This is a genomic window from Robertmurraya sp. (assembly GCF_036676585.1).
Lineage (GTDB): Bacteria > Bacillota > Bacilli > Bacillales > Cytobacillaceae > Robertmurraya_A.
Window position 1 is genome coordinate 34,466 of record NZ_JAKFCQ010000099.1, and the last position, 18,139, is coordinate 52,604.

13 protein-coding genes are annotated in these 18,139 nt (G+C 37.1%); 1 reads left to right on the plus strand and 12 read right to left on the minus strand.

The window, feature by feature from the left end:
* Nucleotides 1–16: 16 nt before the first annotated feature.
* The 10 genes from pgmB to ACGLXV_RS13770 form a co-directional block, all read right to left on the minus strand.
* On the minus strand, nucleotides 17–652 hold the full coding sequence (gene pgmB, locus ACGLXV_RS13725; protein ID WP_391559065.1) for a beta-phosphoglucomutase: 636 nt from the start codon (nucleotides 650–652) through the stop codon (nucleotides 17–19).
* Nucleotides 653–667: 15 nt separating this feature from the next.
* Complete coding sequence (locus ACGLXV_RS13730; protein WP_391559066.1) at nucleotides 668–2,377, minus strand: glycoside hydrolase family 3 protein; 1,710 nt, start codon at nucleotides 2,375–2,377, stop codon at nucleotides 668–670.
* Between the two features lie 173 nt (nucleotides 2,378–2,550).
* Complete coding sequence (locus ACGLXV_RS13735; RefSeq protein WP_391559067.1) at nucleotides 2,551–3,534, minus strand: AraC family transcriptional regulator; 984 nt, start codon at nucleotides 3,532–3,534, stop codon at nucleotides 2,551–2,553.
* A 194-nt stretch (nucleotides 3,535–3,728) separates the two neighbouring features.
* A complete protein-coding gene (gene lacZ, locus ACGLXV_RS13740) occupies nucleotides 3,729–6,758 on the minus strand; it encodes a beta-galactosidase, LacZ type (RefSeq protein WP_391559068.1) in 3,030 nt (1,009 codons plus the stop codon).
* A gap of 42 nt (nucleotides 6,759–6,800) precedes the next feature.
* The gene (locus ACGLXV_RS13745; RefSeq protein ID WP_391559069.1) at nucleotides 6,801–7,619 is read right to left on the minus strand and encodes a carbohydrate ABC transporter permease; all 819 of its coding nucleotides are present in this window, start codon (nucleotides 7,617–7,619) and stop codon (nucleotides 6,801–6,803) included.
* Entirely contained in the window at nucleotides 7,612–8,499 is an 888-nt protein-coding gene (locus ACGLXV_RS13750; RefSeq protein WP_391559075.1) for a carbohydrate ABC transporter permease, read from the minus strand. Before ACGLXV_RS13750 ends, ACGLXV_RS13745 begins: the two co-directional genes overlap by 8 nt.
* 167 nt (nucleotides 8,500–8,666) lie before the next feature.
* Complete coding sequence (locus tag ACGLXV_RS13755; RefSeq protein WP_391559070.1) at nucleotides 8,667–9,953, minus strand: ABC transporter substrate-binding protein; 1,287 nt, start codon at nucleotides 9,951–9,953, stop codon at nucleotides 8,667–8,669.
* Between the two features lie 178 nt (nucleotides 9,954–10,131).
* On the minus strand, nucleotides 10,132–11,889 hold the full coding sequence (locus ACGLXV_RS13760; RefSeq protein ID WP_391559076.1) for a cache domain-containing sensor histidine kinase: 1,758 nt from the start codon (nucleotides 11,887–11,889) through the stop codon (nucleotides 10,132–10,134).
* A 13-nt stretch (nucleotides 11,890–11,902) separates the two neighbouring features.
* Nucleotides 11,903–13,423, minus strand: coding sequence for a response regulator (locus tag ACGLXV_RS13765; protein WP_391559071.1), 1,521 nt, complete (start codon nucleotides 13,421–13,423; stop codon nucleotides 11,903–11,905).
* Nucleotides 13,424–13,749: 326 nt separating this feature from the next.
* Entirely contained in the window at nucleotides 13,750–14,628 is an 879-nt protein-coding gene (locus ACGLXV_RS13770) for an aldose 1-epimerase family protein (RefSeq protein ID WP_391559072.1), read from the minus strand.
* 186 nt (nucleotides 14,629–14,814) lie between these two features.
* Between ACGLXV_RS13770 and ACGLXV_RS13775 the strand changes: the two genes are divergently transcribed.
* Complete coding sequence (locus tag ACGLXV_RS13775; RefSeq protein WP_391559073.1) at nucleotides 14,815–15,441, plus strand: metal-dependent hydrolase; 627 nt, start codon at nucleotides 14,815–14,817, stop codon at nucleotides 15,439–15,441.
* 105 nt (nucleotides 15,442–15,546) lie between these two features.
* Here the strand turns inward: ACGLXV_RS13775 and ACGLXV_RS13780 are convergent, their stop codons facing one another.
* Together ACGLXV_RS13780 and ACGLXV_RS13785 are read right to left on the minus strand one after the other, a co-directional pair.
* The gene (locus ACGLXV_RS13780) at nucleotides 15,547–16,053 is read right to left on the minus strand and encodes a M15 family metallopeptidase (RefSeq protein ID WP_391559077.1); all 507 of its coding nucleotides are present in this window, start codon (nucleotides 16,051–16,053) and stop codon (nucleotides 15,547–15,549) included.
* Nucleotides 16,054–16,197: 144 nt separating this feature from the next.
* Nucleotides 16,198–18,039: a carbohydrate-binding domain-containing protein gene (locus tag ACGLXV_RS13785; protein WP_391559074.1), complete on the minus strand. Its 1,842-nt coding sequence runs from the start codon at nucleotides 18,037–18,039 to the stop codon at nucleotides 16,198–16,200.
* Between the last annotated feature and the right edge of the window lie 100 nt (nucleotides 18,040–18,139).

Below are 18,139 nucleotides of genomic sequence, written 5' to 3' on the forward strand. Positions count from 1 at the left end.
GACCAACATGACCCTTCTATATAAGCTCTATGATTTGAGAAAACTGATTAATATTATAAGTTGCAAGATTACTTTTTACCGCATCGCCAATAGCAACACTATCCATCTTTGAAGCACTAGCAGCTTCAATTCCAGCGACCGAATCTTCTATCACTAAGCAAACACGGGGATCAACCGATAAAAGTTCACTAGCCTTTAAGAATACTTCGGGATTTGGCTTTGATTCCTTAATATCATTTCCATCAGCAATCGCATCAAAGAAATCTTCAAGTCCTAGCTTTTCAAGAATAAATTTAGCATTTTTGCTAGACGAGCCTATTGAAAGTTTTAACCCTTTACTCCTTAAGGCATGTAACGTTTCTCTTACTTCAATGCTAGCATCTGTCTCACTAAGATTATTAAGTAAGCGACGGTAAATCAGATTCTTCTCATGTGCATATTGATTTTTTTGCAGATCAGTAAGCTGTCCATTATAGTTTTCTAATATAATGGACAAACTCTCCATACGGCTTACGCCTCTTAATCGATTATTGATCTCTTCATCGAAATGTATGGATAACTGATCAGCTATTGTTTTCCATGCTTTAAAATGATATTGGTCCGTACTGCAAATCACACCATCTAAATCAAAAATAATCGCTTGATATTTCATGTCCTTTTTCCCCCATCAATAAGCTGTATCTTCTCTACCGCAAAACGGGTTAATTGGACTGATGCCTTTAAACTCGCTTCTTCCAAGAATTTTATCAATTGCACTCTCAATCACGTATTGATTATTAGAATATCCGTTGATAAACGTTTTGACCATTGGTACATCTAATAGGTGATAAGGATTCGCCAAACTAATAAATAATGTGGGAACTTCTTCAACAAACCATGGAATGTTATTTCCTAAACCAAAGAATGTACACCAGTTGATCCGGGATACCGTCTTATTACTTGCATTTTCAACATTTCCGATATATAAGACCAAATCGTACTTATCTTTTAACCTTTTTACATTGTCTAACGGTTTCCCAAAATCCTCTCGAACGTATTCCGTTACCTCAAAGCCCTCCATTTCAAGGCGCTTTTTTACATGATTGTGTACTCTATCATTAGAAGGGAAATCGCCTAAAATTTGCAACAAGATTCTTTTATGTTTTAAAAGATTTATTGGGAGTAAGGATTGAGTATCCTTCACAAGAGTAATCCCTTTATCAGCACATTCTTTTGCCCAACTTACATGCTTCTCACACCCAATGATTTCTAAGGCTGAAGGCTCAGGAACAAGAGTGTTCGAAACCTGTTTGTCATGTAAACGCAACGCAGCTTTCGTAGCGAGTATTCGAGTAACAGCTTCATTCAATCGTTCCTCTGTCAAAATCCCTTCTTTGTAACCTTTCATCATAAACTCATAATCTTCTTGAAAATCATTATTAAATAAAAACATATCACATCCGCTTGCAATAGCTGTTGGCACGGACTTTTCTCTCGCCATCGCAGAACTAAAACCTACCATTGGAGTGGCATCTGTTACAATCATACCGTTAAATCCTAGTTGTTCTCTTAATAAATTCACCAGAAGTTCTGGAGATAAAGTAGCTGGAACTACTCGATTAGGAAAGTCCTTATTAAAATGCTTCTGGTAGGCGGGCATGGCAATATGTCCTGCCATAACCGTTAAAGCGCCTTCATCAATAAGACCCTTATACACCCTTCCAAAGGATTCATCCCACTCTTCACATGATTGGGTATTAACGGATGTTACTAGATGTTGATCTCTCTCGTCTACTCCATCACCTGGAAAATGTTTAATAGAAACAGCTACATTTTCTTCTTTCGCAGCTCGTAAATACTCCTTTGACATTTCGAGTACTCGATCGGCATTGTCTCCATAGGTTCTTACATTTGTGATTGGGTTCTTAAAATTTAAATCTATATCAACTACTGGAGCAAAAGACCAATTACAACCGGTTGCTGCTCCCTCACTCAAAGAAATCTTTCCTAACCTATAAGCCTGTTCTGTTTCATTCGTTGCTGCGACTTGCATTTGTTTTCCAAAGGCTGTTCCATCAGACGCAATACCATCTCCACCCGCTTCAAGGTTTGCTGAGATCAGAAGAGGGATCTTGGAGTTCGTTTGCAAGAATCTATGAGTATTTTGCATATCCTCACTCTGTCCAGGGCGATACATAATCCCTCCAATATGTTTAGCAAGGAGGTTATTTTTTAGATTCTCCTCATCATTGCTCATGCCAATTGGACAAAATAGCTGGCCAATTTTTTCTTCCAATGTCATATCATCTAGCGTTTCTTTTACCCACACTATATCTTTATCACCAAGATAAAATGGATTTTCTATTAGTTTTGAGAAAAGATTATTTTCTTGCTTCATAAGTCCTCCTACAACCAGAAAACTTTCTATTGTTTTGTGGTATCTGTTTCTGAACTAGTTCATGTCTCTATTAAACCGCTTTCTGAATACGTATACAATTAACGGATTACAGTAAAAAGCGCTCCTTTTACAGGTTAAGGAACGCTTTGATAAATGATTTATTTAGTTATAAACTACTTTCTTTTTCGGAATTGACTTGGTGTACAACCAAAATGCTGTTTGAATTTTTTATGAAAAAAGCTACTGCTCTCATATCCTATTTCAAACGCAATATCATCGATACCTTTTGTTGTATTCTTCAATAAGATGGAAGCACGTATCATCCTTTGCATTTGAACAAGCTCTAAAAAGGTCATACCAGTGCGTTCTTTTAACATATTTCCTAAGTAATTGGAATTAAAATTGAATTTGCTTGCAAGTGAAGTCAGGCTACATTCATTATAATGAAGTTCAATATAGTGTAACACTTCGATAATCGAAGCTTTTCCTGACAATCGATTTAGTTCAAAATTTTTATCATACTGAAATACTCGCATTAACTCCGTAAACATGACAGGTATGTAAAACTTTACTAATTCCAATGAGTATTCTCTCTCATCAAAAAACTCACACATTATATTTTTGATAATGTATTGTAAGTTTTCATTTTCCTGTGAGTGGAAAAGTATATAATGGTCATGCTTTTGATTTTCTGACATGGCATTGGCTAGAAAGTTAGACACAATTCCCGTATTTCCCATCTGGCTTAAAAAAGAAGTGGAGAATGTTTCTTTTTTCATAATGATATTAATTAAAATATCATTTTCACCAAGAGCAGGGATACTATGAGGCACATCCACATCTAGTATCGATACTTGTCCTTCTTGAAGGACAAGTTCTTCCCCATTTACAATCTGTTTACATGTTCCTGAATAAACATAGTTTAACTCAATAAAGGAATGAAGATGAAGAGGCATATCAGCAAATCGATTATGCTTGCTAATAACGATTGGCCCTTTATCAAAAAAGAAATCATCTGGTAACCTAGGTATTTCACCACCGCTCAGATGAACCCAGTCATGATTTGAAATATCATTAATATTTTTCTTCGTCTTTTTTTGCATTTCTTCCACTTCATTATATATACGCAAGTACTCATCAAGTTGGTGGTGATTCACGTGAAAATCCTCCGTCTTAAAGTATGAAATATTTATTCTGATTCTTCCTATCCATATAATAAAGATACTATAAAAATCCCTTATTTGAACGACAATTGGGTTTTTACTTAATAAAACTTGAACCTTGAGAGCAGTATACATAATCTTCCCTATAAAATGAAAAGAGCCCCTTTTATGGGACTCTTCTCACGCACTCAGATTCTTTCAATCATAAACTCAAATTCCATGTCTTTATCTGCCTTGATGAGATGTTCTTCATGAACAGGCGCTCCCCAGCTGTCGTCACCACCAACACCCATTTGTCTTCCAGCAACGGTGACAACTGTATAATGGATATTGGGAAGTTCATAAATATGCTTCGCATTCTCAAGCTCAAACGCTGTATACGGGGAGAAATTACATTCCACTGGTTGCTCCACAGAAGAAATTTTTAATCCGTGGCCATTTAGGTTTGTCACATTAACACACCGGACTCCTGTACGATTTCCGGACTCTTGCGGCATTAAATAACTTGATAGATTGTCAGTTACCTGATTTTTGAAGATGCCGAGTTTCGCTCCCATCGCACGGTCAGAATAATTTTCTTCTGGACCCATCGCATACCACTCTAATTGGTTGTAATCAGCCGGTATTTTAAAAGTAACGCCAAAGATCGGCAGCTGCGGCAAGTTCTCCGCCCCTTTGTAAGTTGAATTCACTCGAACACATCCATTAGGGAATACAGTGTAAGCTATTTTCACTTCTAATTCACTATTGATTGAGAATTGATACGTAAAAGATACCTTTACTTGATTCTCACTTTCTTCTATATTAACATCTACGCATTTCCTAGCTAAACTCGCCGCGTACCAAATCCCGGAATGAAAGCTTTGTGAAAAACCTCGATCATTATCCGTCGTTGCTCTCCAGAATAATGGTTCTGGAGGAAGAGCAATCAATTCTTTTCCTGCATAATTTAATGAGATTAAACTTCCCACCTGCTTGGAGAACATCACAGTGAAATCTTTTCCGTGTACGCCAATATTCACATCACCATGAACCACACGCAGTTCTCCGTCACCATAGGCCATTTCCTTTGAACCAACTTGGTAGACAAACTGTCCAAAGGCAATTTCATATCCCGCTTCTGCCCAAATCGTGCTTTCTTTTAGTTTTAATGAAACCTGAACGCAATATTCGCCATTCGTTTTTTGAATGTCTACGGGCCATTGAAATTCGAAGCTTCTTTCGCTTTGAGGTTCCACATCAGTTACTAGTGTATTTCTGTACAACTCCCTCCCTTCTAAAAACAAGGCATACTCAACCACATAATTTTTTGTATTTGAGAAAAGGCTCTCATTCTTAATCATTACATCTGCTTCAGTTGGGATCAGCTTAACGTTTTGATATAAATATTTCACTTCCTGCATTTTAGGAGAGAGTTCTCGATTGGCATAGACAATCCCATTCGTACAAAACCCATAATCGGTCGGACGATCCCCGAAATCACCACCGTAGGCTAGGTACTCTCGACCATAACGGTCTTTTTTATACATGGATTGATCAATATAGTCCCAAATAAATCCACCTTGGTACATGGGATATTTTTGTTCTAATTCTGTGTATTTGTACATTCCACCAAGCGAATTTCCCATTGCATGCATATACTCACAGCTAATATATGGCTTCTCTGGATTTTCCATTAAGTATTTTTCAATATCCGCTGGCTTTGCGTACATCCGGCTTTCCATATCACTAGTATCATTATAATCACGGTTATGGAACACTCCTTCATAATGAACGAGACGACTTGGATCTACCTCTCTGAAATAATTAGATACGTTTAGAATGACCTCCCCAGCATAAGACTCATTTCCACACGACCAGATAAGAATGGAAGGATGATTTTTATCCCGTTCGACCATTGAAATCGCTCGATCCATAACAATATCTTGCCATTCTAGTTTATTCCCAGGTATATTCCAAGAAGGTTCGACCGCCCCCATCTTTTGCCAAGAACCGTGTGTTTCAAGATTCATTTCGTCAATCACATACACTCCATATTCGTCACATAATTCGTACCAATAGCTTTGATTCGGATAATGAGACGTACGGACCGCATTAATATTATTTTGCTTTAATGTTTGAATATCCCAGATCATATCTTCTTTGGTAATCGCACGTCCACGGCGGGGATTGAATTCATGACGGTTTACCCCCTTAAACACGATTCGCTCTCCATTTAGGCACATCACTTTATTCAAGAGTTCAAATCTTCTAAACCCAAACTTTTGCGGCACAACCTCGACCAATTGACCTTCCTCGTTAAAAAGCTGAATATATAATTGATACAAATATGGACTTTCGGCACTCCAAAGCTCGGGCTTATCAAGTGACATTGAAATGGACCATTTGCCGTCGTTCACTTTTCCATTTGTTGAAGAGACAAGGTCTCCGTTACTATTAACTAACTCAGCTAAAATTTTTGAAGCAGATAGCCCTTGAAGCTTTAAATCGGCCGACAATGTACCTTTTGTGAAAGTAGAATCCAATTCCGGTTTAAGGTGTAAATCAACAACATGTATTTCCGGTACCGTGTACAAATACACATCACGGAAGATACCTGAGAATCGCCAAAAGTCCTGATCTTCCAACCAACTTCCTGTACTTCTTTGATACACCTCAACTGCTAGCTTATTTTCCCCATCTGTTACATAAGAAGTAAGCTCGAACTCCGCCGGGGTAAACGAGTCTTCACTATAACCGACAAACTCTCCATTCAACCAAACATAAAAAGCGGACTCTACACCTTGAAAGGATATATATACCGGCTTCTTTTTCATATGTTCAGGAATAGTAAAAGATTTAATATAGCTCCCAACAGGATTATGATCGGTTGGGATTTCTGGTGGCCGAATGTCATTATGGCCGTCCCAAGGGTACATCGTATTCACATATTGTGGCTGACCATACCCTTGGAGCTGAATATGGCCAGGAACTGAAATATCCCCCCATCCAGAACAATTAAAATCGAGTTTATAAAAATGTTCCGGGCGGTTATCAGGGTTGACGGAATAACTAAATTTCCATTCTCCATTCAGACTTTTCCGCATATTCATAGCTTCAGAGTTTTTTGCTTCCTCCATTGTTTCGTAATAATGATGGTCAGAGTGTGCTGGAAGGCGATTGACAGCGAATACATTTACATCAGTAAGCCAATTAATTGTTGGATTATTCGTTTTCATTTTTTCACACCTTTTAGTTAAATTTTGTAACTTCATACTAAACTATTTCACAGACCCCATCATTCCCGCAACGAACTGCTTTTGCATGATAAAGAAGATGAATGCAGCGGGTAATGTAGCAATAACTATCGCGGTCATGATCACCCCGAAGTCTGGGGAGTAGCTTGATCCAAGAACGGATATTAGTAAGGGTATGGTTTGATTTTCAGGTGATTGCAGAACAACTAACGGCCACAAGTAGCTATTCCAGCTAGCCATAAATGTAATAATTGCAGCGGCAGAATAGGTTGTTTTCATTGTCGGAACATAGATTCTAAAGAAGCAGCCAAGCTCGGTTAAACCATCAATTCTCCCTGCTTCCAGGATATCTTTAGGAAACATCTTCGTACTTTGTCGAAAGAAAAAGATAAGAAACGCAGTGGTTACTGTCGGTAAGATGACAGCTGCAAAGGTATCGATCCCAATAAAAGGCAATGTCTGCGAAATCGATCCAAACATCCTAAACAACGGTACCATTAACGCGGCAAAAGGGATCATCATGGATAACAATAAGAAATTAAATACCATATCTTTGGCTTTACTTTGATAAATTTCAAAGCCATAGCCTGCTAGTGATGCTATCAATAATGAAAGAATAGTAGTTGTAATGGAGATTTTTGCTGAATTTATTAAAGCTGGCACCAAATCAACCGTCTCCAATAGATTGTTTAAGTTCTCCAAAAAATGACTCCCCGGTAATAGCCGCCCCTTCGTAACATCAACTGATTTATTAGTTGAGCTGATAATCATCCATAAAAAGGGAAAGAACGAGATAATTGCCGCAACTGTAAGAAATCCATAACTGAATACTCTTTTAAGCATTTTTATCACCTGCCACTTTAAACTGGATAATTGAGAAGATCACAATCATGATGACGATCGCGTATGAAACTGTCGCTGCATAACCAAAGTCAGGGGTATATTTAAATGACAGATTGTAAATATACTGAGAAATCGTCATGGTCGCATTTCCCGGTCCACCTTGTGTAATATTCATGACTTCATCAAACAATTGAAGTGTTCCAATTGTTGAAGTAATAGAAGTGAATAAAATAATGGGCTTTAATAAAGGTATCGTAATCTTAAAAAATATTTGAAACGGTGAAGCACCATCTATTTTTGCTGCTTCGTATATCGAGTGATCAATGTTTTGCAATGCAGATAGGTAAAAGATCATATTGTATCCAGTCCATCTCCAGGTAATGGCAACAATAATGGCCATCTTTGCCCAGAAAGGATCTGTAAGCCATTGAATCGGCTCTGATATAATCGATAACTTCAATAAAAAAATATTAATAATTCCTTCTTGTCCAAACAAATATTTGAATATAACCGAATAGGCAACCAATGATGTGACACACGGAAGAAATATCGCTGTACGAAAGACGCCCTTTAGCTTTAATGTTTTATCATTTAACAACACGGAGATAAACAGAGCGAGAATAATCATAATAGGTACTTGAATGATCAAATAAATAACCGTATTTTTTACTGTTGTTAAAAATGTTGGGTCCTGCAATAAGCGCGCATAATTATCTAATCCAACAAAAGTTAAATTGGTTCCAGTCCCGGATTGCATCGACATAATTAATGCTTGCACCATCGGATAAAAATAAAACAAACATATTAAAACCGTTGCAAGCGCAATAAAGGACCAGCCAATAGCCGTATTTTTAATGCGAAGGCTACGGGTAGAATGCATGGGTTGGAAATTTTGCTTTGTTTTTACTGTGATCACACTTTTCAACTCCTCACCTTAATAAATAGAACTAGCCCCGGAACAAGTAGTTCCCCTCATTGATCAGATCCAGTCAAAAACTGAATAGGAGAAGCCGCCGAGTTTCCGAGGCTATTTTTATGAAGACTAGATTATTTCACTTGCGCTTCCGCTTGTTTTTGAGCATCTTCTAGTACTTTATCAAGGTCTTTTCCTTTTATATAGTTTTGCGCTTCCACTGCTAAGATATCTTCGATCGCATAGGTGTGCAAACCATAGTTGATTTGAGGTATCTGCTCCGTCCATGCTGCAAAATCTGCTATAATTTTTTGACCTCCGAAGAATTCATCTCCTGCTTGATAAGCCTCACCGTCAGCTGCTGGCTTAAACGTACCGATCGCACCAATTTCTTTATTGATGGTTTGATAGAAATCTACGTTTGATCCAAATGTTTTTGCTAGGAAATCAGCAGCATCCTCTTTACCTGGCACATTTAGAACATACCATGAACTTCCTCCCAAGTTAGATGCGTTCACTGATTCCTGTACTCCCGGAAGTCTCGGATGCGCAACAACTGCCCACTTACCAGCCTGTGAAGCTTCGGCCTTTATCGAAGGAGTAATCCAGTTGCCCGTTGGAACAGTAGCAACATCACCGCTATTAAATCCAGCTAAAAACTGGCTCCAGTCAGAAATCGGTTTAACTAAATCGGCATCTAAAATCTCTTTATACGTTTCAAACGCTACTTTAAGTGCTTCATTTCCAGCTAGATTAGGAGTCTTTCCATCTTCCTTCATATACCAAGAACCAGCAGACTGAATCATCATACGAATGAGACCAAGGTCATTAGGATCTTGTGTAAGCATATGTTTCCCTGTAGCTTCTTTCACTTTCTTACCAATTTCAATATATTGCTTCCAATCAATATTTTGTAAATCTTCTATTGTATATCCAGCCTGCTCTAGATAATCTGTTCGAACATATAGCCCTGATACACCTGTATCAAACGGAAGACCATAATTTTTACCATCAACACTTGTAGGTGCGATCTTATACTGTGCAAAATCATCTGCATTAAAAGCACCTGTTAATTCATGAAACATATCAGGATAAGCTTGAAGGAAGCTTTGTGCACGATAATCTTCAATTAAAACAATATTGGGTAATCCTTTTGTTGTTCCAGAACTTAAACTAGTATTCAACTTTTGAATAATGTCATCCTGTGCATTTTCAATGATCTTAATCTCTAAATCCGAATTTTCACTTGCGTATGCATCCTTTGCAAGATTCATAGCTTTAATATTAAAATTTGGATCCCACGCCCATACAGTTATTTCATTTGAATCCTTTGCCTCTCCGGAAGTGTCCTTGGAAGAACCTGAAGAACAAGCAGCCAAAAATAAAATACTAACTAAAAATAGTGCAAGAACTTTTTTCATCGATTTGCCCCCCATTGTATTTTCTCTTGTAAGCGCTCTCTCGCTTACAAGTATTATGGTAGCACCCCAATAAGGCTAACCGTTAGGACGATATTTTTAAGTATTAGTAAATTTTTCAGTTATTGAATACGCTTTCATTTTTAAAATATTGTATTTTTTTTAGATTATATGATTTTTTTTATAACGGAAGCGTTATTCGTACCTTTGTCCCTTCCCCTAACTCACTTGAGATTTGCACCCCATACAAGTCTCCGTAGATAAGTTGAATACGTTCATCTACATTTCTGACACCAATACCTGAAAAAAACTCTTGCTTGCGATTAGAAGGAGGTAGATGACTGTCTGCTGAGACCTCCATACCATCTCCATTATCTACAACCTCACAAATCAATAAATTTCCTTCCTTCCAGATAAGAACATGAATAAACCCCTCTGGCTTATGGTTGAATGCATGAAAAAAGGAATTCTCCATAAAAGGCTGTAGGATTAGCTTTGGAATTTTGTGCTCCTCACAATCCCCTGAAACAAAGAAGTTTACTTTTATCCGATTTCCATATCGCTTTTGATTAATTAATACATAGTTTCTTAGATTGTCGATTTCTTGTTTTACTGTAACGGTCTCATTAACATTACCTATGGTGTTTTGTAATAAAGAAATCAACGCATTAATCATTGACTCCGTTTCTTCTTTACTTCCATGGTTTGCCATCATCTTGATTGATGTTAATGTATTATATAAGAAATGTGGATTTATTTGTTGCTGCAATGCGGCTAGTTCTGCATTCCGCCGGTGTTTTTGTGAAACGACAAGTTGGTCAACATACTCATGGAGTTCATCAAGCATAGAGTTAAAGGCTTTCCCGATTTGCCTTGTTTCGTAAGTACCAGAAACGGAAACATATTGGTGAAAATCGTGTTTTGGCGTATTTTCAATCTGCTTTACCATCCTTGATAAGGAATTGGTTAATCTTCTAGAGGCGAGTAGCACAATAATAAGGGCAATAAAAACAATCCCCATCACAATGAGTAAAATTTTGTTTGTATCGATTAAGTTACCAAATGCCGTTTGTTTATCAATAATATTAAACATATACATATCGAACGAAGGGATATATTCCATTAAGATAATCTGTTCCTTCCCCATAAAGTCACCGATTATATAGTCTTCATTGGGATCCTCACCACTTTTAGTAGCGTAACCTAACAGCTCGTTTGATTTTTGCCCAATTAGTTTTGATTGATTGCTAGAAACAATTATTCCATCAGAATTGACAAAGAATACATTATTGCCAGGACTGGTAAAACTAGAATAAAACTTTTTAAACTCTGTTTCTTTTATAGCGAAATAGAGTGACCCATAATTATTTCCAGACGTTCTTTCTAATAATGCCTTTGTAGCAACTATATACCGTCCATCCTCCCGGTTTGGACGATAGTCATATTGATAAAAAAGTTTATTGGGATTGTCATACGTTTTCTTAGTCAAATAACTATTTTTTAACTCTTCGTCATGAATGGGCCAATAAGAACGATCGGTTGCATAGCTCATCCCATTTGTCCCCGTAACAATAATACTTACCTCATATGCATCCAAATTTGGTTCAAGCCGTTTCATTAGTTGACTCATCGTATAAATAGAACTTAAGCGCTCGACATTGGATTCGTCTTCCTTCGTTAAAATTTCTTTAAGGGTAACACTTTGCTGTAGGTTATTCGAAGCGATAACAATAGAGTAGTTAAACTTATCGAGACTCTCATTTAACTGTTTCATCACTCTCGCGTTTGTAATGCTAAACTTATCAAAAAAGAACTGCTCCGACATTCGAATGGTGGTCCAGGTAATCGTTACGGAAACGGTTACAATTATCAAGACCGTAATCATAAACATGGTGATAAACAAATTATTATGTTTGAATCGTTCGGGAATTAATCTCATCATCCACCAGCTCTTATCTCATGTATTGTTTTCTTCTGAATTGACTTGGTGACAGTCCTTTTATTTTTTTAAATACTTTGCAAAAATAACTGTGATCAGAATAACCAACTTTAACACTAATCTCCGAAATAGTCTCCGTCCCTTGCATGAGAAACTTTGACGCTTCCTCGATCCGAACCTTATTTAGGTATTCATTAAAACCCTCATGCGTATGAGTGGAGAAATAGCTTGATAGATAAGAAGGGTTAAAATGAAAATACTGTGCAACATCTGTGAGTGTTAACGGTTCTGCAAAGTGGTCATGAATATAATCCAATATTTTTTTTATATGTACGTTTTCCGGTTGTTGTTGAATTGAGAAGATCGCTTGTTTTGCCTCGTAAATAAACTCTTCTAAAATCTCGATTGCTTCCTGTGCAGAACGGGACTCCTCTATCGATTTCAGATACAAATACCTAGATTGTTCTAATTCCTTCACATTGTACTCCATATTACTGAGAAGAATGGTGATATTAAAAATGATATTCCCGAAAAAATCCTTATACTCATGAACATCGGTTGTATAACAAGTAGATAATTTTTTCACATGTTCTTGTAAATATCCAAAGGCAGAATTAAAATGCTTACGTTTAAAATCACTAGTAAAACCATCCAAATTAAAATTCTTGCATTTCGGTGCAGGATTTGGAAGATCACTCTTTCTTAGTAACGGGTAATTAGAAAAATAATAACGATAGCTTAATAGTATTAATAATTCGTCTTTATATATTTTGCCTAATAGTGAAATATCCTCAAATTCCTCAGTCAAAACAAAGCCAATCCCAGATTTTGACTCAGATAGTTTCTGAACAATTTCAATCAGTTTCGTAAAATCATCTCCATTTACAAGGAGTACATGATCTTCAAAGTGAACCGTGTAATTTAGCTCTCGGAGAGCGAATTTTAATTTTTCAAAAATCCCTTTAGATAGTTCCGCTTTTCCCATTTTAAGATTGGTTCCAAGTAAACAAAAACGCTTATGTGAAAATTCTGTGGTTATTTTTTTAAATTCCGGAGTTTCAACTATATAACCTGAAATTAACTTATTTAATATTTGTTCGATAGAAAGAAGGTTTTCTACCTGTTGATCCACTAAATTAAGTGAAGGAATTCTACTCACGGCATTCTTTAATACCCTTAAAAGTGATTCTGAATCAAGAGTTGGCTTTAATATGTAATCAACCACACCACTTTGGAAGGTAGAGCGAACATATTCAAAATCACCAAAACTGCTCAAAACAATTACCTCAATTTGAGGAAATTTCTGCTTCACGATTCTCGTAAGCTGTTCCCCATCCATCACGGGCATGACAATATCTGTAACAATAATATGCGGGTTTGTTGCTTCGATTAATTCAAGTGCTTCCTGACCATTTGAAGCTTCCCCAACAATTGTAAAACCCTCGTTTTCCCAATTAAGATAATGCTTAATCCCCTGTCTGATTAATATCTCATCATCTACGATAAGTACTCTCCCCAGTTCCGTAGCAGTCAAATGAATCCCCCCAAAACGTGAAGTCTCTCTATAGTAATCATTCTACAATATTTAACTCTTTGAGGTTGGATAAAAATTTTGTTTGCTGATTTCCAATAATGGGTGGAATCGTTGAAGTAAGTTCCCCTTTACGACATTAGTTTTTCAATGTTGGCTCTGTATCTAAGAACATTACTATAATCTAAGTTGTAATCAGTCTTTAGAAGGGGACATCTTTACAAAAAAAGAAGTCTCCGGAAAAAGTTATTGATTAAATAACGTAATAGATAAAATGAAAGAACTCCTAAAAAAGTAAGAGTTCTTTCATTCTAAAATTAAATTGTTTATTATTTAAATCTCATTGAATACTCAGTGTGGAAAGTATTTCCTGGTTCAAGCATATTATTACCAAACTTTTCACTAAAGTTCCCTGATGTATCATATGTATCGGCCACCCCGTACCAAGGCTCTATGCATACAAATGGTGCAATACTTCCATCTTCATCGATATATTTTGACCAAATTCCAACAAACGGAAAATTCTCAAACATAACTTCTACACCATGACTGGATTTATTTGATCCCAATGTAATCTTGTCAATATTGCTGAATACGAGAGCGTCATGCGCAAACAGTGAATTCGTTAGTGGAAGCGTCTCAATATTATTAAGACTCCCTTTCAAGTGAAGCAAAGAGTTCTGCAGCTCATACTCCATCACACTCTTATCTTCAGCAGGAGTAAAGTGTAGACGATAATCCTCAATGGTTTCATTTTCTAATAGTGGAATCTTAAATGCAGGATGAGCACCAATAGAAAAATGCATTTCCTTCTCATTTTCATTCACAATTTCCCAATGTACAATCAATGAGTCGTCTTCAAGCATATACCGGATAATCGCTTTAAACTCATAAGGATACACCTCTCTAAAACGTCCAGCAGATTCAAAAATAAACGTAGCATTTGTTGCTGTCTGCTCTAGTACATTGAATTCAACGTCACGTAAAAAACCATGTTGTGACATCTTATACGTTTGACCATTGACTTGATATTGATCATCTTTTAAACGTCCTACTATCGGAAACAATACTGGAGACACTCTTCCCCAGTATTTGTTGTCCCCTGTCCACATATAATCTAGTCCATTTTTCTTGTGTTTTACTTTACGCACTTCTGCTCCATGACTGTCTATATCTACCTTCAACCAATCATTTTCAACAGTAATCATATTCTCATCCCCTCTTCTTTCTAGTGTGATATGTATAAATTCTATACTAAAAGACTCACTCCCAAAAAGAAAGGCTTAGTGATTTGATACCAATAATAATTTTCTTCTAAACAGAACAGATGTTTTGTAGTAGAATATACAAAGTGTTTTGATTTACTACATAATAGATTTATAGAGGTGGAAGAATTGAATGGTACATTGCATGCAGCAGTAGGTTCAGCAACAGGATTTGTCGTTGCAAATTCATTACAAACATCACCGACTGCAACACTTTTGTTAGTCGGTTTGGGAGGAATTTCAGGTTTATTCCCAGACCTGGATATTGACGGAAAGCTTCGTGGAAAAATTACCCTTTCACATAAAGTAATTCGGCTATCTGCTCTAATCATTGGAATAATGATGGTTATCTATAGTTTCTTTGAGAAGTCTGAGATTGAGAGATGGTTAGGAGTAGGTATCGGTTTAATGATCATGTTGATCTCATCATTAATTAGGCAAAAACATATGTTAACCATTACTGGAATAGCTGTTTTTGTAGGTGGATTTTCTATAGAGGAGCTTTGGGTTATTCTATTGGGGATTTATATTATAGTAGCATCTGTATCTTCGCATCGAAGCTATACCCATTCATTAATTGGAGTGGTTTTCTTTGGCTTTATTGCTTCCCTTTTTGAGTCCTCACTTAGAATTGAGGGAGTGTTCTATGCTTGTCTAGGCGGTTACATTAGTCATTTGATTGGGGACTTAAAAATACTGCCATTTAACAAACGAGGAGTAAAGATGTTTTTACCACTATCATCCAAGGAAATATAAATGCGCATTTTGGCATTGATATGGAGAAAAAAAGCCGATCTACCAAAATGAGGTAATCGGCTAATTCTCTATTACTTTTAATAAACTCAGGTAAGATTCATTTCATTAATAGGCTGTCAGTGCCTCTTCTGTTGGTCTTTCACCTCTTTGCAATTCATTAAGACTTAGTCCAAAATCTAGTTGTAGATGGGGATAATCTTCGAATCCATTCCAATCTCCTCCCCATTCAAACCCCAGCTCCTTAGCCTTCTCAACCACTTCCAGCCAATCTGCCGATCCATTGCCATTTCCATCAAACTCCATATCCCAAATGACCTGTCCTGCTTCTGTCTTTAGAGCAAAGTCCACTGCAAGTCCAAAATTATGAAGTGACTCTCCACCTTTTGCATACGTAACAATATTTCCTGCTGTCGAACGACCCTGTTCATACAGTATATTTTGTTCCTCCACACTGCGGAATCCATCCGTAATAACGACCGTAATTCCCTGATCCGCCATATTTTGAATGAGTTGATTTGTCCGCTCTTCTACTACTGGATGAAGAGTGGTTGGTAATGGGACATCTTCTTTTTTTATATATTGGTAGTATATAATAATTGCAATCAGAATCATGCAAATGAACATCCAAAATCTTTTCATAGCTGCCTTTCCTTTCAAAAAGTAGATCATACAGTATATAGACGTTCGAGAGTATGAATAGTTTCATTTTTTCATAGAAATTAAAAATCAAAAAGAGGGTGACTTCACCCTCTTTTTTTACCCATTCAGCCTTGTCATCACATCTGAGATTGTAAAATCTACTACGATGGTTCCACCGCTATAATCGCTGTCAGTGTATAAACCATTCGTTTCAGTTCCTGTTGAAGAACCTCCTGAATATAAGGTATAGCTAGAATCTTTCGCTAAGTCCGGTGAACTTATATAGAGTGACTGATAATCTTTTTCTGGTGCAAATGTGGCAATCGTGTTTCCTTCACTATCTTCTAGATGAACAATTGTTCCTGCCGCCTGTGTTACTGGGTAAGTCATCATAATTGAATATTGTCCAGACGTCTCGGAGCTAGTTTGTGTTTTCGTACTTCCAGCTGCTACTAATACTCCTCCCGTTATTTCAAACGTCTCAACATAGTCTATTTGACCATTTCCATCATCCGTTGGTCCATTCACAATAACTGTACCATCCGTCATAACAAATGATCCGTTGGAATCCAGTCCATCTCCCAGTGAATTTACAGATACATATCCGCCAGTAATCTGAATAAGATGATCCTCTGAAGTACTTTCAACCATGTTCTCTCCTGAGGAGTCAGCTCCGCCACCCACATTTAGTCCATCATCAGCAGAAGTAATGTCGATCGTACCACCTGCAATCGCAACAATTTTACTTTCGATTCCTTCATAAGTCTTTGTAATTGTAAGATTACCACCCTTCGTTACTACCGAAGAATCGGCGTGAATCCCATCATCTCCAGATGCGATTGTAAGTTCCCCAGCTTCAAATAAAACACTATTGCCACTGTGAATGGCATCATCATATGAGTCAATCGCAAATGTTCCTCCACCAATTGCAAGCTCCGTTGTTGCCTTCAGACCTTTTGCACTCGTTGTTTCTGTAGTAGTTGTGGAGTCATCGGAGTGTCCTCCACTAGCAAACTCATTTATTCCAATTGTTTCAGGACTTCCACCACCCGTTGCAATGGTATAATCTCCATCTAATACATACAGGGAAGTTTGCGCTTGGATCCCGTCATTGTCTGCTACAATGTTATATGTTCCACCTTCAAGGGCAATATTTCCTTTTTCAGCATCTTCATCATTTGTTGATTTGATTCCATCACCGCCAGCTGTAAGTGTCAAATTCCCATCTTGAACAGCTACTAAGTCTCGTCCAACAATCGCATCATCATCAGCCGTAACCACAATATTGCCGCCTGTAATTCTTAGTTCATCTTTTCCAATTATTCCATCATTAAAGTTCGCCTCTACAGAAAGCTTACCATCACCATTAATGGTTAAATTATCTTTACTAAAAATAGCTGAATTGGGTTCCTCTTCTTCTGTATCATCGTATACATATTGCGTTCCATCAGAAATTGTATTCTCTGTCCCTTCCGGTAACGATATCACCGTCTTTTCAGCATCCTTCACATAAATTGGAGCGGAAGTACTGCTATGAATGTCTACTCCATTTAAGACAAGTCGAACGGTACTTTTATCTTCCGCTTCCACAACAATTTGACCATCATCTAAAGTTCCACTTAGGACATAGACCCCACCCGTACGGATGTAAATAGTACTTTCAGACACAACCACAGCTCCTGCTCCTTCATAGGTGGCTGTTGCCCCATTCAATTGAATATACGTTGGGTCCGCATCTTTCCACTCTGTATAAAGATCATCATCGCTGTATGTAGCTAGCTCACTTACAACTGTTTGTATATTTCCATCACCAATGGTACTTAATTTGTCAATATTTACTCCAGATGAGGTACTAGTTGATGTTGAAGTAACTGACTCCTCACTATTGCTACAAGCAAATAACAAGGTTGCACATACCAATGGTGCCATCCACTTTGTAAATCTATTATTTTTTTTCATTATTCGGCTCCTTTTTTTCTTGTTGAGCCTATTATGTTGTATCAACCTTAACAAAACCTTAAAGAGAGAAAGTTTATGTAAAAAAAACAGGACAGTGAGC